Genomic DNA, 20,180 nt, shown 5'->3' on the forward strand with positions numbered 1-20,180 from the left:
AACAGCTATTGTCGGTGGTCGTCGCAGTGCGCCTTCCCAACCTCCCGGAACACCCCTGCCTAGTCTTCATCACCTTCCAGCAACTCGACGTCGAGGCCGAGGGACTGGAGTTCCTTGATGAGGACGTTGAACGACTCGGGCAAGCCCGGTTCGAGGGTATGTTTCCCCTTGACGATCGCCTCGTACATCCGGGTCCTTCCGGCCACGTCATCGGACTTGACCGTCAGGAATTCCTGCAGGGCATAGGCAGCGCCATAGGCCTCCATGGCCCAGACCTCCATCTCCCCGAGACGCTGGCCACCGAACTGTGCCTTACCTCCCAGCGGCTGCTGGGTGACCAGGCTGTAGGGACCGATAGAGCGGGCATGAATCTTGTCGTCGACAAGGTGATGCAGCTTCAGGACGTACATGACGCCGACCGTGACCTTGTGCTTGAACGGTACTCCGGTCTTGCCGTCATAGAGGGTAACTTGGGCGCCGGCATCGAATCCGGCCTTGGCCAGCATACCAACGATCCCACTCTCCGAAGCTCCCTCGAAGACCGGCGACGCCATCGGCACCCCGCGTTTCAGACGCTTGGCAACCTTGACCAACTCGTCATCCCCGAGGCCGTCGAGGAACTTGTTCATTTCCTTATCGCCGTAGACTTCCTTGAGATACTTCTTGATCCCCGCCGAAGGCGACGATTTTTCAAGCATCTCCTCGATCTGCCAGCCAATGCCCTTGGCTGCCCACCCAAGGTGGGTTTCCAGTATCTGCCCCACGTTCATACGGGACGGAACACCGAGGGGGTTCAGGACTATCTCTACCGGACGACCGTCCTCCATGTACGGCATGTCTTCTTCCGGCAGAATGCGGGAGACAACACCCTTGTTGCCGTGACGGCCCGCCATCTTGTCACCCACCTGCAGCTTGCGCTTGATGGCGATGTAGACCTTGACCATCTTGATGACGCCCGGGGGGAGATCGTCGCCTCGCTTAAGTTTCTGCACCTTATCGTCAAAGACGTACTTGATGATGTCGATCTGCTGGTTGAGGGTGATCAGGATCTGGGCAACCTTCTCCTCGACCCCTTCCTCCTCGGCCACGGACAGTTCGTCCCAGCGATCCATGGGGATGGAGGCGAGAGCCTCCTCACTGATTTTTTTGCCTTTGACGATGACGACCTTGCCGCCTTTACCTTCTACCTTGACGCCAGCGGTCTTCCCCACCAGGAGCTTCTTCAGTTTGCCAATGGCCGAATCCCTGATGATACGGATCTCGTCCTGTTCGTCCTTGCGGAGTTTTTCCTCTTCGGCCTTCTCAATCAGTTCGGTACGGGAATCCTTGTCCGAACCCTTACGTGAAAATATCTTTGCCCCGATAACCGTCCCCTCAACACCGGGGGGAACGCGCAGAGAAGTGTCACGCACATCGCCAGCCTTTTCTCCGAAGATGGCGCGCAGCAGTTTCTCTTCCGGGGAAAGCTGGGTTTCACCCTTGGGGGTGATCTTCCCGACCAGGATATCACCCGGCTTCACCTCCGCGCCGATGCGAATGATCCCGGACTCGTCCAGGTCCTTCAGGGCCTCGTCGCCAAGGTTGGGAATATCGGAGGTAATCTCTTCCTTTCCCAGCTTGGTGTCGCGAGCAACGCACTCGAACTCCTCGATATGGATCGAGGTGTAGCGATCATCTTTCACCAGTTTTTCGGAAATGAGGATGGAGTCCTCGAAGTTGTAACCACCCCAAGGCATGAAGGCCACCAGCACGTTCTGGCCGAGTGCCAGTTCTCCCATGTCAGTAGAGGGACCGTCGGCGATGACGTCGGCTCGCTTCACCGCGTCACCGACCTTCACCACCGGCCGCTGGTTGATGCAGGTGTTCTGGTTGGAACGGGCAAACTTGATCAGGTTGTAGATGTCTACACCGGTACCGGTCTCATCGTACTCGCTTTCGTCAATCTTGACCACGATGCGGGAGGCGTCAACCGACTCCACTACGCCGTTGTGCCGTGCAACTACCGATACCCCGGAATCCCGGGCAACAACACGCTCCATGCCCGTTCCGACAAGAGGCGAATCGGCACGCAGCAGCGGGACCGCCTGGCGTTGCATGTTGGATCCCATGAGAGCACGGTTGGCGTCGTCGTTCTCCAGGAACGGGATGAGAGAGGCGGCAACCGACACCAGCTGCATAGGCGCCACGTCCATCAGTTCCACCTCGTCCCGACCGACCAGAACGAACTCACCGCTTTTGCGGGCGGAAATGTAATCGGCGGCAAAGCGTCCGTCCTTGTCCATCTCGGCATTTGCCTGGGCAATGGCGTGCCCTTCCTCCTCAAGTGCGGAGAAGAAGCGCACCTCGGAAGATACTTTCCCTTCCTTGACAAGGCGGTAAGGAGTCTCGACGAAACCATGTTCGTTGATACGGGCATACGTGGAAAGGGACGCGATGAGACCGATGTTCGGCCCCTCCGGCGTTTCGATGGGGCAGACCCTCCCGTAATGGGTAGGATGGACGTCGCGGACCTCGAATCCAGCACGTTCCCGGGTAAGACCGCCAGGTCCGAGTGCCGACAGACGGCGCTTGTGGGTAACTTCGGAAAGCGGGTTGGTCTGGTCCATGAACTGAGAAAGCTGGGACGACCCGAAGAACTCCTTCACTACCGCAGAAACCGGCTTGGAGTTTATGAGGTCGTGTGGCATGAGGTTCTCGACCTCCTGCAGGCTCATTCTTTCCTTGATGGCTCGCTCCATGCGGACAAGCCCGATACGGTACTGATTTTCCAGGAGCTCGCCCACCGCACGGACCCGCCGGTTGCCGAGGTGGTCGATATCATCGATAGTCCCCTTGCCGTTCTTGAGATCGATGAGGTAGCGCACCACTTCCAGCACGTCTTCCTTGGTCAGGGTCTGGCAGTCGAGAGGGATGTTCAGCCCCAGCTTATAGTTCAGCTTGAGACGCCCCACAGCCGAAAGATCGTACCGTTCGGCGTTGAAGAAAAGATTCTCGAACAGGGCGAGGGCGCTCTTCAGCGTAGGAGGATCACCCGGACGGAGGCGCCGGTATATCTCGATGAGGGCATCATCCGTGGAGGAAATCTTGTCCACCATAATGGTGTCCCTCAGGGATGAGGTGACATGCAGGTTATCTATGAAGAGCACTTTAAATGAAGCAATACCACGTGTCCTGATCTCTTCCAGGCGGGTCTGGGTAAGCTCCTCGTTGCATTCCACGAGGACCTCGCCGGTAGCCGGATCGACAATGTCATGGGAGGCGAACTTACCCAGCAGGTCATCCGCCATGATCGGAATGGTCTTGATATCGTGCTCGGTCATCTTGCGAATGGCGGCCTTGGTGAACTTCCGGTTGGCCTTGACCAGCACTTCACCCGTTGCCGGATCGACAATGTCGATAGCAGCCTTCTGGGTGGCAAGGAGTTCCGGATCGGCACTCTTGAGCATCGTGTCACCGGTCAGGAAAATTTCTTCACTCCGGTAGTAATAATTGAGAAGCTCTTCGCCAGAATAACCAAGCGCCTTCAGAAGGACTGTTGCCGGCATCTTGCGGCGGCGGTCAATACGTACGAAAAGGATATCTTTATGGTCAAACTCGAAGTCCAGCCAGGAACCGCGGTATGGGATCACGCGCGCAGAATAGAGCACCTTGCCGCTGGAATGGGTCTTCCCCTTGTCATGGTCGTAAAAAACGCCCGGGGAACGGTGCAGCTGGCTGACGATAACCCGCTCGGTACCATTGATAATGAAGGTACCATTCTCGGTCATCAGCGGAATCTCGCCGAAATAGACCTCCTGCTCCTTGATGTCACGGATGGAGCGGGAGCCACTCTCCTTGTTCACGTCCCAGACCACCAGCCGCACCTTGACCTTCATGGGGGCGGCAAAGGTCATGCCCCGCTGGTGACACTCCTCCACGTCATACTTGGGGGTGCCCAGGCCATAGGAGACGTACTCGAGGGATGCGGTTTCGCTGAAATCCCGGATGGGGAAGACACTCTTGAAAACCGCTTCGAGACCGCTGTTTTTGCGGGTTTCTGCAGGTACATCGAGTTGGAGAAATCGTTTGTAAGAGTTTTTCTGGATGTCAATCAGGTTGGGGATATCGATGATTTTTTTGATTTTTGCAAAATTCTTACGCAGCAGGGGGTTATTCGCAATTGAATAAGCCATTAAAGGGGTCTCCTTCGTTGCAATGCTCAAAAGGCGCTGGCGCTTTTGGCAGACTACCTGAACAGTAATCATTTCAAGTAGTTGGCGTCACGAAGCACTAGCCCGCCAACAAATAGAACAGCCAAGGCCGCACAGGGCGACCTTGGCTCGTACCACTCCTACGAGGGGATACTTATTTAACTTCCACTTCTGCGCCTGCTTCCAGCAGCTGCTTCTTGGCTTCTTCTGCTTCTTCCTTGGAAACGCCGGTCTTGAGGGGCTGGGGAGCGCCGTCCACCAAGTCCTTGGCTTCTTTGAGACCGAGGCTGGTAAGGGCACGGACAACCTTGATGACAGCGATCTTGTTGGCGCCGGCAGCCTTGATAATCACGTCGAATTCAGTCTTCTCTTCAGCAGCTTCGGCAGCAGCACCCGGAGCGGCCACGGCGGCCACGGCAACCGGAGCGGCGGCGGAGACGCCGAACTTCTCTTCCAGCTCTTTCACCATTTCGGCAAGGTCGAGCACGGACATCTTTTCGATAAAGCTGATTACATCGGCTTTGGTAATTTCTGCCATTTGTGTATTCCTCCATTAATAAAGTGTGTTTTAAATAGCGGGGAGCCTGGTGGCGTTCCCGATCTGGTTTCAGTTACCTTCTTTTTTGGCCCGGATAGCATCGAGTGCCCGCACGAAACTGCCGGGAACCGCTGCCAGCACGCCGACGAAGTTGGTAGCCGGGGCCTGCATGGAGCCAAGCATTTTGGCAAGGAGCACTTCACGGCTCGGCAGGTCAGCCAGTGCCTGGATATCCGCCGGGCTGATCGTCTTGCCCGACAGCAGTCCCGCCTTAAGGGTAAACGGGTTGGTCTGCTCCTTGGCAAACTTGGACAACACCTTGGCCGCGGCGACCGGATCGTCGTAGCTCAGGGCAATCGCGGTCGGACCGGCATAGTAGGGATTCAGTGCTTCTTTGTCCGTATCCTTGGACGCCAGCTCAAGCAGCGTGTTCTTGACGACCTTGTACTCGACTTCTGCCTTGCGCAGTTCTTCACGCAGCGACGTTGCCTGGGATACGGTCATACCGCGGTAATCGGCAAGGAACACCGCCTTGGCTCGCTGCAGCTTGTCGTGCATCTCGGTTACAACTTGCTTTTTGTTTTCTTTATTCAAGCGCCTTCCTCCTTTCTTTTGGTATAAGGGCTTGCGCCCCTGCCAAAGTCAGGAAGCTGCAGGAATTGCATTCCTTCAACGACCCAAGTCTCGGCAGGCTGAAAATTTTAAGTCGTCACGCTCCGTGTCCGACGCCTGCTGTCTGTGACTTTGGCTTGCTGCTACTGCTTGTATATGATTAAAGCTGTGCCGACACTTCCGACACATCAAGCCGAACACCAGGGCCCATGGTAGACGAAATGCAGATCTTTTTCATGTAGGTACCCTTGGCAGCCGGCGGTTTCGCTTTCATAAGCGCATCCAGCAGGGCCAGGATGTTTTCCTTCAGCTTCACCCCATCGAAAGAGACCTTGCCGACGGGCGCATGGATGATGCCGGCCTTCTCCACACGGAATTCAACCTTGCCGGACTTGGACTCCTTGACGGCACGACCGACATCAAAGGTTACCGTCCCGACTTTCGGGTTTGGCATAAGACCGCGAGGGCCGAGGAGTTTGCCGATCTTGCCGACCACCCCCATCATGTCCGGTGTGGCAATAGCCGTATCGAAATCGAACCAACCCTCCTGGATCTTCGCCACCAGGTCCTCAGCCCCGACAAAGTCGGCACCGGCGTCCCGTGCTTCCTTCTCTTTCTCACCCTTGGCGAACACGAGAACCCGAACATCCTTCCCCAGGCCGTTAGGGAGAACAACAGCACCACGAACCATCTGATCGGCATGGCGCGGGTCGACACCGAGTCGCACGGCCACGTCCACGGTTTCGTCAAACTTGACATAGGTGGAGCTCTTTACCAGATCTATCCCGTCCTGCAGGGGGTAACTCTTGGCTCTGTCCACCTTTGCAAGGGCCTCTTTAAGTTTTTTACCGTTCTTAGGCATTTCTCGTCACCCTCTCTTGTCTCTAAACAATATCCACGCCCATGCTGCGGGCGGTACCTTCGATGGTATTCATGGCGGCCTCAAGGCTGGCTGCATTGAGGTCCGGCATCTTTTTCTGGGCAATTTCCCGCACCTGGTCCTTGGTCAGTTTCCCCACCTTGGTCTTGTTGGGGACACTGGAACCGCTTTCAATCCCGAGGGCCTTCTTGATGAGGACCGAAGCCGGCGGCGTCTTGGTGATGAACGTGAATGAACGGTCGGCGAAGACCGTTATGACCACCGGCGTGATGGTCCCTTCGTCGCCCTGGGTCTTGGCGTTAAACGCCTTGCAGAATTCCATGATATTCACGCCATGCTGACCGAGGGCCGGACCGATTGGCGGAGACGGATTGGCTTTGCCAGCCGGTACCTGCAGCTTGATATACCCTGTAATTTTTTTTGCCATTACTCTGCTCCTTTTGCGCTCTTCCTGAAAACTTTCGTATAGGATCGGTACGGGCGGTTCGACACGCCTTTACTGTTTCTCTACCTGCATGAATTCGAGTTCTACCGGAGTGGCACGACCAAAGATACTGACCATGACCCGCAATTTTCCTTTTTCGGGTTTGACATCCTCAACAACGCCAGCAAAGTTAAGGAACGGCCCGTCGATAACCCTGACCGTCTCCCCTACATCAAACAATACCTTGGGTCGCGGCTTTTCTGCACCTTCCTCCATACGACGGGTGATTTTGCCAACCTCCTCGTCAGGAATGGGAAACGGGTTGTTGCCGCCGACAAAGCCGGTCACCTTTGCGGTCTCCTTGACCACATGCCAGGTGTCGTCATCCAACTCCATGTTGACCAGGATATACCCAGGGAAAAACTTGCGCGAGGAGGTCCGCTTTTCGCCTTTCTTGAGTTCGACAACCGTTTCGGACGGTATCAGCACATCGCCAAAGGAATCCTCAAGCCCCAGATTCTTGATCCGCTCAAGGAGCGAAAGCCGCACTTTATTTTCAAAACCGGAATACGTATGTACGCCGTACCACTTTTTCGCCATGGAAAGTTCCTTACCCCAGAATCCTGCGCATCAGCTTCGCCAGCACCACGTCACACGCCCCGAGATAGAGAGAGATGATGACGATGATCACCACTACGACCCATGTAGTAGCAACGGTTTCCTTGCGAGTCGGCCAGGTCACCTTCCCCAGCTCGACTTTTACCTCTTCCAGAAAATTCTTGGTTTTGGCCAGCACGCGTCACACCCCGTTACATTATTGGTAAATTGGCAGGCCAGGAGGGATTCGAACCCCCAACATCCGGTTTTGGAGACCGGCGCTCTAGCCGTTAGAGCTACTGGCCTGCAGCCAGTGATCACAGCTTGCACTGCGACCAGTTTTCCCAGCCTACTTTGTTTCCTTGTGGGGAGTATGCTTCTGACAGAAGCGGCAGTATTTGCTGAATTCCAGCTTTTCGGGCTTGGTCTTCTTGTTCTTGGTGGTGGTATAGTTTCTCTGCTTGCACTCGGTGCAGGCAAGCGTGATAATGTCTCTCATTGCTCTCTTCCTTTATGACATAGACGATATACAGGGGCGACCATGATCGCCCCTGCGGATTTTATTCAATGATGGAGCTGACCACGCCGGCGCCGACCGTACGGCCACCTTCGCGGATCGCGAACCGCAGTCCTTCGTCCATGGCGATCGGGGTGATCAGGTTGACTGTCACCGCTACGTTGTCACCGGGCATGACCATTTCGGTCCCCGCAGCAAGGTCTACGATCCCGGTCACGTCGGTCGTCCGGAAGTAGAACTGCGGACGATACCCGTTAAAGAACGGCGTGTGACGGCCACCCTCTTCTTTGGTCAGAATGTACGCTTCGGCCTTGAACTTGGTGTGCGGAGTAATGCTCCCCGGCTTGGCAAGTACCTGGCCACGCTCGATGTCTTCACGCTTGACACCACGCAGCAGGGCACCGATGTTGTCGCCGGCACGACCTTCGTCCAGAAGCTTCCGGAACATCTCGACGCCAGTAACGGTGGTCTTGGCGGTTGCCTTGATACCGACGATCTCGATCTCTTCGCCTACCTTGACAATGCCGCGCTCGACACGACCGGTGGCAACGGTACCACGACCGGAGATGGAGAAGACGTCTTCTACCGGCATCAGGAACGGCTTGTCGATGGCGCGCTCCGGCTCGGGGATATAGGCGTCGACTGCATCCATGAGTGCCATGATGGCTGGCTCGGCCAGCTCACCCTTCTCACCGTTGAGGGCCTGGAGGGCGGAACCTTTGATGATGGGGATATCGTCACCAGGGAAGTCGTAGGAGGAGAGCAGCTCGCGGATCTCCAGCTCAACCAGTTCCAGGAGTTCGGCGTCGTCAACCATGTCGGCCTTGTTGAGGAACACGACGATGTAGGGAACGCCCACCTGACGGGCAAGCAGGATGTGCTCCCGGGTCTGGGGCATGGGGCCGTCAGCGGCGGACACAACCAGAATGGCGCCGTCCATCTGCGCCGCTCCGGTGATCATGTTCTTGACGTAGTCGGCATGGCCCGGGCAGTCCACGTGCGCATAGTGACGCTTGTCGGTCTCGTATTCAACATGGGCGGTGGCGATGGTGATGCCGCGCTCACGCTCTTCCGGGGCGTTGTCGATCTGGTCGAATGCCTTGAACTCGGCCTGACCCTTCCCCGCAAGTACCTTCGTGATCGCTGCCGTCAGTGTCGTCTTCCCGTGGTCTACGTGACCTATCGTCCCTATGTTTACGTGCGGTTTTGTTCTTTCAAATTTCGCCTTCGCCATGTCCGATTCCTCCCGGGTTCTCCCCAATGATGATGAAACAATTCTCGGTAGATCTGAAAAAATGGAGCCCACATCCGGACTCGAACCGGAGACCTCTTCCTTACCAAGGAAGTGCTCTACCTCCTGAGCTATGTGGGCATTGTGGAAAATTGGAGCGGGAAACGGGACTCGAACCCGCGACCCTCAGCTTGGAAGGCTGACGCTCTAGCCAACTGAGCTACTCCCGCCAATTCTACGCGTATGAGGTTTTTTGAGATTGCAACCGCCAGCCCAACCCCAGTCCGATCGACCGGTGGTCTCCTGGGAGAGTGCCGCAGCTGCAAACTCTGTAGCATTTTATGGTGGAGGGAGGAGGATTCGAACCTCCGAAGTCGTCCGACGACAGATTTACAGTCTGTTCCCTTTGGCCACTCGGGAATCCCTCCAGACGAAGAACCAGCAAAAAACCGTTTAGTGGAGCTGGCGATGGGACTCGAACCCGCAACCTGCTGATTACAAGTCAGCTGCTCTACCAATTGAGCTACGCCAGCGCAAAGAATCTTTATATACACGATTATCGCAACCGGGTCAAGCAACAAAAAAGCGGAATCACTCTTATAACCAACCACGCCTTTTGTGTCAAGCGTTTTTTGTACACAATATATCCCGCAGGGGAATAATCAGTCGCAATGGTCAGGCAAACACCCTCTTCAGCGGCCAGCAGGGCGTTTTTGAGGCCTTCCTTTCAACGGACCTCCCGTCCCTCCCAGCAACGCCCCCGCAGCATCTTCCCGCCCGCATGCCCGCAGCGCCTGCAGAATGGTTGTCCGCTCCGCGGGGAGATGGGAGAGGAGCAGTGATTTCTGGAGCCGTTTTTCCCGATCGCCTCGCGGCACGTAAACGGCAGCGCCAGTCATGGGATCAAGGCCGGAGTGGTACATGCAGGTGGCCAGGGTGCCCGGTGTGGGGGTGAAGTCCTGGACCTGTTCCACTCGAAGGTTGTAGCGCTTGAGAAACAACGCCAACTCGACCATATCGGCAAGAGTTGTACCGGGATGGCCTGATATGAAATAGGGCACCACATGCTGCCGCTTCTCCAGCCGGGCGCTTTCCCTGCGGAACACCTCCAGGAATGATTCGAAGACCTGTCGCCCCGGTTTGCGCATGAGGGCCGTAACCCTGTCGACGGCGTGTTCGGGGGCAACCTTGAGAAGCCCTCCCACGTGATGGGTGAGGAGTTCCTTCAAATACTCGGGCTGGCAGGTCAGCAGGTCATACCGCACTCCGGATGCCACGGCCACATGCTTGACACCGGAGATTCCGCGCACTTTCCGGAGCAGGTCGGCAGCAGACTTGCCGTTCACCACCAGATGCCGGCAGGGCCGCGGGTAAAGACAGCTTTCCCGCCTGCACACGGACCGGGCGGATGCATCACCGCAGCGCAGGCCATACATATTGGCCGTCGGGCCGCCGACGTCGCTGATGCTCCCCCGAAACCATTTCTGCTCCGTCAGCCTGCGCACCTCCTGCTGCACCGAAGAAGTGCTGCGCGACTGGATGAACCGTCCCTGGTGATGGGTGATGGCACAGAACGCGCAACCACCGAAACAACCGCGGTGGGTTGTCAGAGAGGTCTTGATCTGCTCATAGGCAGGAATCGGCTCTCGATAGGAAGGATGGGGCGCCTTGGCGAACGGCAGGGCATACACCGCATCCATCTCGGACTCGGCAAGGGGCATTGCCGGTGGGTTGCAGACCAGCCAGCGATCGCCGTGCCGCTGCAGGACGGTCCGGGCGCAATGGGGATTCTGTTCCCCCGAAAGAAGGCGAAACGCCTCGGCATACCTGCCCTTATCCGAGGAGACAGCCTCAAAGGAAGGGATTTCGACGCCAGCATGACTCCCGGCCTCCGCTCCACTAAGTATGAGCGCCGTTCCGCGGATGTCTCTGATCTCCCCGAATGTCTCCCCTTGCCGCAATCGCTGGGCAAGCTCCAGAAGCGGACGCTCCCCCATCCCATAGAGAAGAAGATCGGCCTTAGCATCGAAGATGAGGGAGCGGCGTACCTTGTCCTCCCAGAAATCGTAGTGGGCAAAACGGCGCAGACTCGCCTCGATACCGCCGATTACCACCGGCACATCCTTGTATGCCTCCTTGAGACGGGAGGTGTAAATGATGGTGGCGCGGTTGGGACGGGCGCCATGGCGGTTTCCCGGTGTATAGGCGTCATCGTGGCGAAGCTTGCGGGCGGGGGTGTAGTGGGCAACCATGGAATCCATCGCCCCCGCGGAAACGGCAAAAAAGAGACGCGGCCGTCCAAAGGCCATGAACGGCTCCCGACTCTTCCAATCAGGCTGGGGAATGACCCCTACGCGGAAGCCGTGGAATTCAAGCCAGCGGGCAAGGAGTGGCACACCGAAGGCGGGATGGTCGATGTAGGCATCACCGGTGACGAAAATGACGTCCAGTTCGTCCCAGCCTCGCTTTCGGGCTTCTTCGCTATTTATGGGAAGGAACATTTTTTCACCACAGGGGACGCAATACTATCAGACATAAGCAGCGCTACAGTGAGACCGAGTCAAACAGCACGTTCACTCACGGAAAGAGCGCCAGCCCATCTAGCCCCAGGTTCTCCGGAAAGCCGTACATGACATTCATGTTCTGCACCGCCTGTCCCGACGCCCCCTTCACCAGGTTGTCGATGGCGGAGACGATGATGACGCGGCCGGTCCGCTGGTCGACGGTGACACCGATATCACAGAAGTTTGACCCCCTGACAAAGGAGGTGGAAGGAAACTGTCCCAAGGGGAGTATCCGGACAAATGCCTCGCCATGGTAGAACTCGTTATAGAGGGTAACGAGCTGTTCAGTCGTAACCTTTTTCACCGGCCGCGCATAGATGGTGGAGAGTATCCCGCGGTCCATCGGTACCAGGTGCGGGGTGAAGGAAATGGTGAGTTTACCTCCCGCCAGAAGAGACAGTTCCTGCTCAATTTCCGGGATGTGCCGGTGGACACCGCCGACGCCGTAGGCCTTGAAACCGTCGTTCACCTCGCAGTAGAGGTTGTCCACCTTGGCGCTCCGCCCGGCGCCGGAGACTCCCGACTTGGAATCGGCGATGATCGTGGCGGGATCAAGCAGTTTTTTCCGCAACAATGGCGCCAGCCCGAGGATGATGCTGGTCGGATAACAGCCGGGATTGGCTACCAGAGCCGCACCGGCGATCTTCTCCCGCCGCAGTTCGGGGATGCCGTACACGGCCTTTTTCAGGAGCGCTGGGCTCATGTGGGGCTCGTACCATTTTTCATACTCTCCGGCATCCTGCAACCGGTAGTCCGCAGAAAGATCGACGACCCGCTTCTTCAGCTTGAGAAAGGTGGGAATCACCTCCATTGCCGCCTTGTGGGGGAGCGCGGTAAAGATCAGTTCCGCCTTCTCCGCCACCCGTACCGGTTCAAGGTTTTCCAATACCTGGTCGCAACGGCCACGCAAGCTCGGGAAGAGGTCGGAGACCCGTTTCCCGGCGCTCTGTTCGGATGTGACGCAGGTCACCGCAACCTCCGGATGACCGTGGAGAATTCTCAGCAGTTCCACTCCCGTGTAACCGCTGGCACCGACGACGGCAACTTTCAGCATTGGTTATCTCCTTTACCTATAGTTGAAACAACGTCCGATTTGAGATGATACCAAGGCGGCACGGAGGAGGCAACGAAGGCGTACTGGAGGTACGTCGAGGAAGCCAACGACGCGCCAACGCAGGTAGCGCTCAAATATGGCGTTGTCAAAAGAAAAGGGGAAACCCTTGCGGATTTCCCCCTCTGAAAGCATTCTGCAGGCGATGCTGCAAGCGGCTTAACGCTTGGAGAACTGGAAGCTGGCGCGAGCTGCTTTCTTGCCGTACTTCTTCCGCTCCTTGATACGGGAATCGCGGGTGATGAAGCCGGCCTTTTTCAAGGTGCCGCGCAGTTCGGCATCCACTTCCAGGAGAGCCTTGGTGATGCCATGCTTGATGGCCCCGGCCTGACCGGTATCACCGCCGCCGCACACCGTGACATAGACATCGAACTTACCGACGTTCTCGGTCAGCTCAAGAGGCTGTTTCACCACCATTTTGGAGGTTTCCCGACCAAAATACTCGTCGAGGGACTTGTTGTTCACCGTGATGTTACCGGCGCCCGGCTTCAGCCAGACCCTGGCCACGGAGGATTTTCTCTTGCCTGTACCGTAATAGCTTTTTGCTGCCATCGTCTATCTCCTGAACTGAAATAAAGACCGTTGTTAAATATCAAGCGCCTTGGGCTGCTGGGCTTTGTGCGGATGCTCGGAACCGGTATAGATCTTCAGCTTGCTCAGCATGTGCCGGGCCAGCTTGTTTTTGGGAAGCATTCCCTTCACCGCCTTGCGGATCAGCTCCTCCGGCTTCTTGTCAATCAGCTTTCCAGCGGTGATGGCCTTGATGCCACCGGGAAATCCGGAGTGGCTGTAGTAGACCTTGTCCGCCATCTTGTTGCCGGTGAGGGCAATTTTCTCGGCATTCACCACGATGACGAAATCACCGGTGTCAACGCTCGGCGTAAACACCGCCTTGTTCTTGCCCCGCAGGATGTTGGCGATCTGGGTCGCCACACGGCCAAGGACCTTTTCTTCAACATTAACCAGGTACCAGTCTCTGGTCACCTGCTCTTTTTTCGCCACTTGCGTCTTCATCGAAACCCTCACAATTTTTGCGTATATTCCACAAGGAAGCGTTCAACATAATGGAATCGCCTAGGCATGTCAAGAAAAATTTACGTCCCCGATCAGTAATAAACTTCCACCAGACAGAGGCCACAGGCGGGGGCGGTGATCCCCGCCTTGCTCCGCTCGCCGGCGGCAAGCAGGTCGGGAATGGAATCGGCTGCCCGGCGACCCTGTCCCACTTCCACCAGCGTCCCGACCATATTCCGTACCATGTGCCTGAGAAAGCCGCTCCCCCGTACGTCGATCGTGACCAGCTCACCATGTTTTTCGATAACTACTCCATCGACCCGTCGCACGGTGGTTCTGGCGGCACACCCGGCCCCGCGCAGAGCGGCGAAATCATGCTCCCCTACCAGGCATGCCGCCGCACGGCGCATAACATCCAGATCGAGTTCACCCCGCAGGTGCCAGGAGTAGAGGCGGGAAAGGGGCGAACGGCGGCCACCGGCATGGATGGTATAACGGTAGAGCTTCCCCGTGGCAGCATACCGGGGATGGAAGTCCGTCGTCACCTCCGTCGCCTGCCGCACGACGACGTCCTGCGGCAGGAGGGTGTTGAGGCCGTCGCTGAAGGCCCGCAGTGGGATGGTCTTCTCAGTTGTGAAGCAGGCCACCATCCCCCGAGCGTGCACACCCGCATCGGTGCGCCCCGAGCCGTGGAGCCGGACCGGCTCGTGCAGCAGGGTCGCCAGCGCCTCTTCCAGTACCTGCTGGATGGTTACCCCGTTGGGCTGTAACTGCCAGCCGGCGTAGTTGGTACCGTCATATTCGATTATCAGCTTGATGTTTCGCATGGGGCAATCGTTATTTCAGGTATTTTTCGATCAAAATCTCCGCAATCTGCACCGCGTTGGTCGCCGCGCCCTTGCGGATGTTGTCGGCCACCACCCAGAGATTGAGGCCGTTCTCAATGGACTCGTCCTCGCGGATACGTCCCACAAAGGTCAGGTCCTGGCCTGCGGCGTCGATCGGCATCGGGTAGACCCTGGTGGCCGGATCGTCCACCAGTTCCACACCGGCAGCGCTCTTCAGCAGTTCCCGGGCCTTGTCGACAGTGATCTTCTTGCCGGTTTCGATATTAACCGACTCGGAGTGGCCATAGAAGACCGGCACCCGCACCGCGGTAGCAGTCACCCCGATCTCGGCCTCCATGATCTTGCGGGTCTCGTTGGCCATCTTCATCTCTTCGCCGGTATAGCCGTTCTCCAGGAAAGAATCGATCTGGGGGAGACAGTTGAAGGCGATCCGGTGGGGATAGACGGTGCACTCGGCCGGTTTCCCCTGCAACATGGCCCTGATCTGGTCGCGCAGCTCCTCGATCGCCTTCTTCCCGGTGCCGGAGACCGCCTGGTAGGTGGATACCACGATCCGTTTTATGGTGGCATAATCGTGGAGCGGCTTCAGAGCCACCACCATCTGGATGGTGGAGCAGTTGGGGTTGGCGATAATCCCTTTGTTTGTGTACCGGGCGATCGCCTGGGGGTTCACCTCCGGCACCACCAGCGGTACGTCCGGATCCATTCGCCAGGCGCTGGAGTTATCGATGCAAACCGCCCCCGCCCGGGCCGCCGAGGGGCAGAACTCCCGGGAGCGGTCGCCGCCGGCGGAAAAGAGGGCAATGTCGATCCCCTCGAAGGAATCGTGGGTCAACTCCTCCACCACCACCGGTTTCCCCCTGAATTCCAGGAGTTCCCCGGCGCTCCGCGAACTTGCCAGGTATCTGATTTTCCCGACCGGGAAGCTGCGTTCCTCAAGACATTCAATCATCTGGGCGCCAACGGCACCGGTGGCACCGACGACTGCGACATTCCATAACTTGCTCATCAGCCATTCTCCATTTCGTGTCAGTAGAAAAGAAAAGCGCCCCGTCCACGGGGCGCTTTAACAAATAAACCCAGAGAGCGCGATTTTTTCGCTAGATCAAGGCTGTCAAGGAATGGTGCGGAGCCGTAGTACCCAAACATCGGGCATAAACAGCGCTACGGCGCACAAACCATTCCGCCGACTTACGCAGATATAGCGGAAAAGGCGCGTTCTCTCCGCTACTTCTCCATGAGGATGCGGAGCATCCTCCTCAACGGCTCCGCCGCCCCCCACAGGAGCTGATCCCCGCAAGTGAAGGCCTGGACATAGTGGGGTCCCATCTTCATCTTGCGTACCCGGCCGATGGGGACCGTCAGGAGTCCGGAGACCGCCGCAGGCGTCAGCTGCGCCAGGGAATCCGCCTTGGTGTTGGGAACAAACTTGACCCACTGGTTGTCATTGGCAATCAACTGCTCGATGTCGGCAAGGGGTACGTCCTTGTTCAGCTTGATAGTCATCGCCTGGCTGTGGCAGCGCATGGCCCCGACCCGGACGCAGATGCCGTCCACCGGAATCGGAGTATAGGTCCCGAGGATCTTGTTGGTCTCGGCGAACCCCTTCCACTCCTCCCGGCTCTGGCCGTCCTCCACCTCCCGGTCGATCCAGGGGAGCACGCTCCCCGCCAGCGGGAAACCGAACTCCTTGGTCGGCATGGAACCGTCACGCAAGGCGGCGGTAACCTTTTTGTCGATTTCGAGGATGGCGGAGCCGGGATCCTTCAACTCCTCGGCAACGGTCCCCTGGAGAACCCCCATCTGGGAGAGAAGTTCGCGCATATTGGGGGCGCCGGCACCGGAAGCAGCCTGGTAGGTCATGGTGGAGAGCCACTCCACCAGATTGGCGCGAAACAGCCCGCCGAGAGCCATCAGCATGAGACTGACGGTGCAGTTGCCGCCGATGAAGTCCTTCTGGCCATTGGCCAGAGCCTTGTCGATCACGTTGCGATTCACGGGATCGAGGATGATGACCGCGTTGTCCTCCATCCGGAGCGTCGAGGCGGCATCGATCCAGTAGCCGTTCCACCCCTGCTTGCGCAACTCCGGGTGCACCGCCTTGGTGTAGTCGCCACCCTGGCAGGTGATGATGATGTCGAGCTTTTTCAGCTCCGCAATATCATCGGCGCTCTTGAGGGTCCCGGCATTCATAGGTGCGGGCTGTCCGGCCTGCGACGTCGTGAAGAACACCGGCTCGAAGCCGAGGGCAAAATCATTCTCCTCCTGCATCCGCTGCATGAGGACCGAACCAACCATACCGCGCCATCCGACAATTCCGACTTTCATAGTCTTTTCCTTTTTATTGGAAGTAGTCACTTTAGAATTTAAGCCACTCACAGGTTTCATGGGACCCATAGGACCTATGAGACCTATTACAGGGCCGCGATGATCGCAGCTCCCATCTCTTTGGTGTTCACCAGCTTCTCGCCCGGCTTGCTCTGGTAGATATCCCGGGTCCTATATCCCTGGTCGAGCACTTTCGCCACGGCGTTGTCGATGGCGTCAGCCGCATCGACCATGCCGAAGGAGAATTTCAGCATCATGCCCATGGAGAGGATCTGGGCGATGGGGTTGGCGATCCCCTGACCGGCGATGTCGGGAGCCGAGCCACCGGAGGGTTCGTACATGCCAAAAGTTCCTTCGGCCAGGGAAGCGGAGGGGAGCATCCCGAGGGAACCGGTCAGCATGGCCGCCTCGTCGGAGAGGATGTCGCCGAACATGTTCTCGCAGAGGATAACGTCGAACTGCTTGGGCCAGCGCACCAGCTGCATGGCGGCGTTGTCCACGTACATGTGGGACAGCTCCACGTCCGGGTACTCTTTCGCAATGCCGGTCACCACTTCACGCCAGAGCACCGAAGAGGAGAGGACGTTGGCCTTGTCGATGGAGCAGACCTTTTTCCCCCGTTTGCGGGCCGCCTGGAAGGCGACATGGGTGATCCGCTCGATCTCCGGGACGGAGTACTTCATGGTGTCTATGCCGATCCGCTCGCGCCCCTGGCCTTCGATCCCCTTCGGCTGGGAGAAGTAGATCCCCCCCGTCAGCTCGCGGATGACGAGGACATTGAAGCCCCCGGCGATCACCTCTTCCTTGAGGGACGAAGCGCCAGTAAGGGAGGGAAAGATGATGGCCGGCCGCAGGTTCGCATAAAGGCCGAATATTTTGCGCAGTGGCAACAACGCACCCCGCTCCGGCTGCTCGTCGGGAGGGAGGGTTTCCCATTTCGGGCCGCCTACCGAGCCGAACAGGATTGCGTCGGATGCCCTGCAGGTGTTCACGGTGGTTTCGGGGAGCGCCTTCCCCTCGTTGTCGATTCCCGCGCCCCCCACATTGGCATGGGATCGCTCGAACGTTACGTCGTACTTCTTCTCTACGGCGTCCAGCACCTTGAGCGCCTCGGCCATCACCTCCGGCCCGATGCCGTCACCCGGCAGAACCGCCACCTTGAAAACTTTTGCCATCTCCGTGAGCCCCCCAACCATGTTAATTGAATGGATAATCCCGTGATTTTATTTGGGGGGGCAACACCTTGTCAACAAAAAAAGCCGTCAGCCGGGTTGCGGGACCAGTTCGCACCTCACAGAATGAAATCGGTGGCAAGGAAGTTCGAACGCCGCTCCCGGACGATCCGGTCAATGAGGGCCTTGTTCGTTTCACTATCCTTGGCCGCCACCATGGTCCGGATGGAAAAAGAGCGCAGGGCATCGGAAACGGAAAGGGTCCCCACAGCGGAATCCTTCCGGCCGGTAAAAGGGAAGATATCGGGGCCGCGCTGGCACTGGCTGTTCAGGTTGACCCGGCAAACCTGGTTGACCAGGGGGTCGATGAGGCGGGCCAGCTGCTCCGCGTCCCGCCCGAACAGGCTCACCTGCTGGCCGTAGTCGGATTCGACAATGTAGCGAATCGGGGTTTCCAGGTCGTCGAAGGGAACCACCGGTATGACCGGACCGAACTGCTCCTCCCGGTAGAGGCGCATCCGCTCGTCAACGGGATAGACAACAACAGGAGAAAAGAAACTCTCCTGCACCTTGCCTCCCCCTTCGTTGATTACCCTGGCACCCCTTTCGACGGCGTCGGCCACAATGCCGGTCAGGTAAGCCGGTTTGTCAGGCTCCGGCAGGGGGGTCACCATCATCCCCGGCTCCCACGGCATCCCGCCCGCAAGCTCATCGACGGCTGCGGCCAGACGGGCAACGAACTCGTCGGCGACGTCGGCATGGACAAAGGTGATCTTCAGGGCGGTGCAGCGCTGGCCGTTGAAGGACAAGCTGCCGGCGATGCACTCCGCCACCGCCAGGTCCAGGTCCGCATCGGGAAGGACGATGGCGGGGTTTTTCGCCTCCAGCCCGAGCACGAGCCTGAGGCGGTGCGGCTTGGGGTGGGCCTTCTGCAGCGCATCGGCAGCGGTGCTCGTGCCGATGAAGGCGAGCACGTCAACCCGGCCGTCGGCCATGAGCGGCGGGGTCACGGTCCGGCCGGCACCGTAGACCGTGTTCACCACGCCAGGGGGAAACGCCTCCCGGAAGGCATCCAGGAGCGGCTGGAACAGCAGCACGCCATGGCGGGGGGGCTTGAGGACGGTAGTGTTTCCCATGATGAGGGCCGGGATCAGGGTGGTGAAGGTCTCGTTCAGCGGATAGTTGTAGGGCCCCATGCAGAGCGCCACCCCCAGCGGTGCACGGCGGACCTGGCCGACGATACCCTGGGCGATGGTGAACCGGGAAGAGACCCGGTCCAGCTCCTTGAGGGCATCGATGGTATCCGTGATGTAGTCGATGGTCCGGTCGAACTCCTTCTCCGCATCCTTGAGGGTCTTGCCGATCTCCCACATGAGGAGGCGCACCACCTCGTCCCGCACCCCCTTCATCCGCCGGGCAAACTCCTGAACGCAGGCAATCCGCCCCGCCACCGACAGGGTCGGCCATGCGCCCCGCCCGCAGTCGTAGGCCCGGGCCGCCGCATCCAGGGCGGTCAGCGACTCTTCGGGGGTGAGGAGCGGAAACCGGCCAACCAGCTGCCGCTCACGCCCCGAGGCCGTCCGGACACAGACCGGCGACCGGACCTCCTGGAACGGGCCTCCCCACTGGCGCATCCGGCCATCGATCAGGTAGTCCGTCTGCTCCAGCGGCTCACTCAGCCTGTATCGCTCCGGAATATCCGCTACCGTCGGGAAAAACCCATCATGACTGGCATGTTCCATACTCGCCTCCCTGTTGACCTGTTTCGTGCCCCCGCCCGTATGGCAAACTACGCAAAACAAAAGAATTTTTTTTGTTTACGCAGACCGGACATCCATGTTACTCTGGCTAAAATATTTTAGCGTCAATTAAACGGTCCCCATGCATCTTGAATTTCACACCATCGCCGAAGAAGAAATCCCCACCGTCATCGCCGAATGCGATGCATGCGGCGGCGTCATCCAGATACCCGAACGCGACTTCCTCCTGAGCCGGCCCCTCGACTGCACCAGCTGTCACCACCAGCGCTACCTCAGTTACCGGGAGTACGTTACCCTCGCCGACGCCTTCGCCGCCCAACTCCTCAATTACGCCATCGCCCGCTGGAACAGGACAAAACAGTAACCCCTTCCCTCCCCCAAATTCCATTGCCAT

General features: G+C 58.2%; 19 protein-coding genes and 5 tRNA genes. 1 reads left to right on the forward strand and 23 read right to left on the reverse strand.

Annotated elements, in window-relative coordinates; all coding sequences use genetic code 11:
* Nucleotides 1–59: 59 nt before the first annotated feature.
* The 23 genes from rpoB to LDN04_RS15990 form a co-directional block, all read right to left on the reverse strand.
* Nucleotides 60–4,172, reverse strand: a complete 4,113-nt coding sequence (gene rpoB / locus LDN04_RS15880; protein ID WP_223912874.1) for a DNA-directed RNA polymerase subunit beta — start codon at nucleotides 4,170–4,172, stop codon at nucleotides 60–62.
* Nucleotides 4,173–4,344: 172 nt separating this feature from the next.
* Nucleotides 4,345–4,728, reverse strand: a complete 384-nt coding sequence (rplL, locus tag LDN04_RS15885) for a 50S ribosomal protein L7/L12 (RefSeq protein WP_223912876.1) — start codon at nucleotides 4,726–4,728, stop codon at nucleotides 4,345–4,347.
* A 69-nt stretch (nucleotides 4,729–4,797) separates the two neighbouring features.
* Complete coding sequence (gene rplJ, locus LDN04_RS15890; RefSeq protein ID WP_223912877.1) at nucleotides 4,798–5,322, reverse strand: 50S ribosomal protein L10; 525 nt, start codon at nucleotides 5,320–5,322, stop codon at nucleotides 4,798–4,800.
* A gap of 178 nt (nucleotides 5,323–5,500) precedes the next feature.
* Nucleotides 5,501–6,202 (reverse strand): 50S ribosomal protein L1, encoded by a 702-nt coding sequence (gene rplA, locus LDN04_RS15895; protein WP_223912879.1) that lies wholly within the window; start codon nucleotides 6,200–6,202, stop codon nucleotides 5,501–5,503.
* Between the two features lie 22 nt (nucleotides 6,203–6,224).
* Nucleotides 6,225–6,647, reverse strand: coding sequence for a 50S ribosomal protein L11 (gene rplK / locus LDN04_RS15900; protein ID WP_223912903.1), 423 nt, complete (start codon nucleotides 6,645–6,647; stop codon nucleotides 6,225–6,227).
* Nucleotides 6,648–6,716: 69 nt separating this feature from the next.
* Nucleotides 6,717–7,244 carry a transcription termination/antitermination protein NusG gene (gene nusG / locus LDN04_RS15905; protein ID WP_223912907.1) on the reverse strand — a complete coding sequence of 176 codons (528 nt, stop codon included), beginning with the start codon at nucleotides 7,242–7,244 and terminating at the stop codon, nucleotides 6,717–6,719.
* A gap of 10 nt (nucleotides 7,245–7,254) precedes the next feature.
* Nucleotides 7,255–7,440: a preprotein translocase subunit SecE gene (secE, locus tag LDN04_RS15910; RefSeq protein ID WP_223912911.1), complete on the reverse strand. Its 186-nt coding sequence runs from the start codon at nucleotides 7,438–7,440 to the stop codon at nucleotides 7,255–7,257.
* A 30-nt stretch (nucleotides 7,441–7,470) separates the two neighbouring features.
* Nucleotides 7,471–7,547 (reverse strand) — tRNA-Trp (locus LDN04_RS15915).
* Nucleotides 7,548–7,590: 43 nt separating this feature from the next.
* Nucleotides 7,591–7,740, reverse strand: a complete 150-nt coding sequence (gene rpmG, locus LDN04_RS15920) for a 50S ribosomal protein L33 (RefSeq protein ID WP_223912916.1) — start codon at nucleotides 7,738–7,740, stop codon at nucleotides 7,591–7,593.
* Nucleotides 7,741–7,801: 61 nt separating this feature from the next.
* Entirely contained in the window at nucleotides 7,802–8,992 is a 1,191-nt protein-coding gene (gene tuf, locus LDN04_RS15925; RefSeq protein ID WP_223912866.1) for an elongation factor Tu, read from the reverse strand.
* Between the two features lie 62 nt (nucleotides 8,993–9,054).
* A tRNA-Thr gene (locus LDN04_RS15930) sits at nucleotides 9,055–9,130 on the reverse strand.
* A 12-nt stretch (nucleotides 9,131–9,142) separates the two neighbouring features.
* A tRNA-Gly gene (locus LDN04_RS15935) sits at nucleotides 9,143–9,219 on the reverse strand.
* Between the two features lie 112 nt (nucleotides 9,220–9,331).
* Nucleotides 9,332–9,417 (reverse strand) — tRNA-Tyr (locus LDN04_RS15940).
* A gap of 29 nt (nucleotides 9,418–9,446) precedes the next feature.
* Nucleotides 9,447–9,522 (reverse strand) — tRNA-Thr (locus tag LDN04_RS15945).
* A 159-nt stretch (nucleotides 9,523–9,681) separates the two neighbouring features.
* Nucleotides 9,682–11,490, reverse strand: a complete 1,809-nt coding sequence (locus LDN04_RS15950; protein ID WP_223912920.1) for a YgiQ family radical SAM protein — start codon at nucleotides 11,488–11,490, stop codon at nucleotides 9,682–9,684.
* A gap of 76 nt (nucleotides 11,491–11,566) precedes the next feature.
* On the reverse strand, nucleotides 11,567–12,607 hold the full coding sequence (argC, locus tag LDN04_RS15955) for an N-acetyl-gamma-glutamyl-phosphate reductase (protein WP_223912923.1): 1,041 nt from the start codon (nucleotides 12,605–12,607) through the stop codon (nucleotides 11,567–11,569).
* A 216-nt stretch (nucleotides 12,608–12,823) separates the two neighbouring features.
* Nucleotides 12,824–13,216, reverse strand: coding sequence for a 30S ribosomal protein S9 (gene rpsI / locus LDN04_RS15960; protein ID WP_223912925.1), 393 nt, complete (start codon nucleotides 13,214–13,216; stop codon nucleotides 12,824–12,826).
* Nucleotides 13,217–13,249: 33 nt separating this feature from the next.
* A complete protein-coding gene (gene rplM, locus LDN04_RS15965) occupies nucleotides 13,250–13,678 on the reverse strand; it encodes a 50S ribosomal protein L13 (protein WP_223912927.1) in 429 nt (142 codons plus the stop codon).
* A gap of 92 nt (nucleotides 13,679–13,770) precedes the next feature.
* Complete coding sequence (gene truA / locus LDN04_RS15970; RefSeq protein ID WP_223912930.1) at nucleotides 13,771–14,505, reverse strand: tRNA pseudouridine(38-40) synthase TruA; 735 nt, start codon at nucleotides 14,503–14,505, stop codon at nucleotides 13,771–13,773.
* A 10-nt stretch (nucleotides 14,506–14,515) separates the two neighbouring features.
* Nucleotides 14,516–15,535 carry an aspartate-semialdehyde dehydrogenase gene (locus LDN04_RS15975; RefSeq protein ID WP_223912933.1) on the reverse strand — a complete coding sequence of 340 codons (1,020 nt, stop codon included), beginning with the start codon at nucleotides 15,533–15,535 and terminating at the stop codon, nucleotides 14,516–14,518.
* Nucleotides 15,536–15,753: 218 nt separating this feature from the next.
* A complete protein-coding gene (gene asd, locus LDN04_RS15980) occupies nucleotides 15,754–16,854 on the reverse strand; it encodes an aspartate-semialdehyde dehydrogenase (RefSeq protein ID WP_223912936.1) in 1,101 nt (366 codons plus the stop codon).
* A gap of 86 nt (nucleotides 16,855–16,940) precedes the next feature.
* Nucleotides 16,941–18,029 (reverse strand): 3-isopropylmalate dehydrogenase, encoded by a 1,089-nt coding sequence (leuB, locus tag LDN04_RS15985; RefSeq protein WP_223912938.1) that lies wholly within the window; start codon nucleotides 18,027–18,029, stop codon nucleotides 16,941–16,943.
* A gap of 116 nt (nucleotides 18,030–18,145) precedes the next feature.
* Complete coding sequence (locus LDN04_RS15990) at nucleotides 18,146–19,768, reverse strand: NADP-dependent glyceraldehyde-3-phosphate dehydrogenase (protein WP_223912942.1); 1,623 nt, start codon at nucleotides 19,766–19,768, stop codon at nucleotides 18,146–18,148.
* Nucleotides 19,769–19,907: 139 nt separating this feature from the next.
* On the opposite strand from LDN04_RS15990, the gene LDN04_RS15995 reads away from it, so the two are divergent.
* On the forward strand, nucleotides 19,908–20,150 hold the full coding sequence (locus LDN04_RS15995; RefSeq protein WP_223912944.1) for a hypothetical protein: 243 nt from the start codon (nucleotides 19,908–19,910) through the stop codon (nucleotides 20,148–20,150).
* Nucleotides 20,151–20,180: the final 30 nt, after the last annotated feature.

This window comes from Geobacter sp. AOG1, assembly GCF_019972315.1.
Lineage (GTDB): Bacteria > Desulfobacterota > Desulfuromonadia > Geobacterales > Geobacteraceae > Geomobilimonas.

What these genes read in the sequence shown, in the direction of transcription:
- rpoB (WP_223912874.1), bottom strand. Translation starts at nt 4,172, where the DNA reads ATGGCTTATTCAATTGCGAATAACCCCCTGCTGCGTAAGAATTTTGCA.
- rplL (WP_223912876.1), bottom strand. Translation starts at nt 4,728, where the DNA reads ATGGCAGAAATTACCAAAGCCGATGTAATCAGCTTTATCGAAAAGATG.
- rplA (WP_223912879.1), bottom strand. Translation starts at nt 6,202, where the DNA reads ATGCCTAAGAACGGTAAAAAACTTAAAGAGGCCCTTGCAAAGGTGGAC.
- rplK (WP_223912903.1), bottom strand. Translation starts at nt 6,647, where the DNA reads ATGGCAAAAAAAATTACAGGGTATATCAAGCTGCAGGTACCGGCTGGC.
- nusG (WP_223912907.1), bottom strand. Translation starts at nt 7,244, where the DNA reads ATGGCGAAAAAGTGGTACGGCGTACATACGTATTCCGGTTTTGAAAAT.
- rpmG (WP_223912916.1), bottom strand. Translation starts at nt 7,740, where the DNA reads ATGAGAGACATTATCACGCTTGCCTGCACCGAGTGCAAGCAGAGAAAC.
- tuf (WP_223912866.1), bottom strand. Translation starts at nt 8,992, where the DNA reads ATGGCGAAGGCGAAATTTGAAAGAACAAAACCGCACGTAAACATAGGG.
- LDN04_RS15950 (WP_223912920.1), bottom strand. Translation starts at nt 11,490, where the DNA reads ATGTTCCTTCCCATAAATAGCGAAGAAGCCCGAAAGCGAGGCTGGGAC.
- argC (WP_223912923.1), bottom strand. Translation starts at nt 12,607, where the DNA reads ATGCTGAAAGTTGCCGTCGTCGGTGCCAGCGGTTACACGGGAGTGGAA.
- rpsI (WP_223912925.1), bottom strand. Translation starts at nt 13,216, where the DNA reads ATGGCAGCAAAAAGCTATTACGGTACAGGCAAGAGAAAATCCTCCGTG.
- rplM (WP_223912927.1), bottom strand. Translation starts at nt 13,678, where the DNA reads ATGAAGACGCAAGTGGCGAAAAAAGAGCAGGTGACCAGAGACTGGTAC.
- truA (WP_223912930.1), bottom strand. Translation starts at nt 14,505, where the DNA reads ATGCGAAACATCAAGCTGATAATCGAATATGACGGTACCAACTACGCC.
- LDN04_RS15975 (WP_223912933.1), bottom strand. Translation starts at nt 15,535, where the DNA reads ATGAGCAAGTTATGGAATGTCGCAGTCGTCGGTGCCACCGGTGCCGTT.
- asd (WP_223912936.1), bottom strand. Translation starts at nt 16,854, where the DNA reads ATGAAAGTCGGAATTGTCGGATGGCGCGGTATGGTTGGTTCGGTCCTC.
- leuB (WP_223912938.1), bottom strand. Translation starts at nt 18,029, where the DNA reads ATGGCAAAAGTTTTCAAGGTGGCGGTTCTGCCGGGTGACGGCATCGGG.
- LDN04_RS15990 (WP_223912942.1), bottom strand. Translation starts at nt 19,768, where the DNA reads ATGGAACATGCCAGTCATGATGGGTTTTTCCCGACGGTAGCGGATATT.
- LDN04_RS15995 (WP_223912944.1), top strand. Translation starts at nt 19,908, where the DNA reads ATGCATCTTGAATTTCACACCATCGCCGAAGAAGAAATCCCCACCGTC.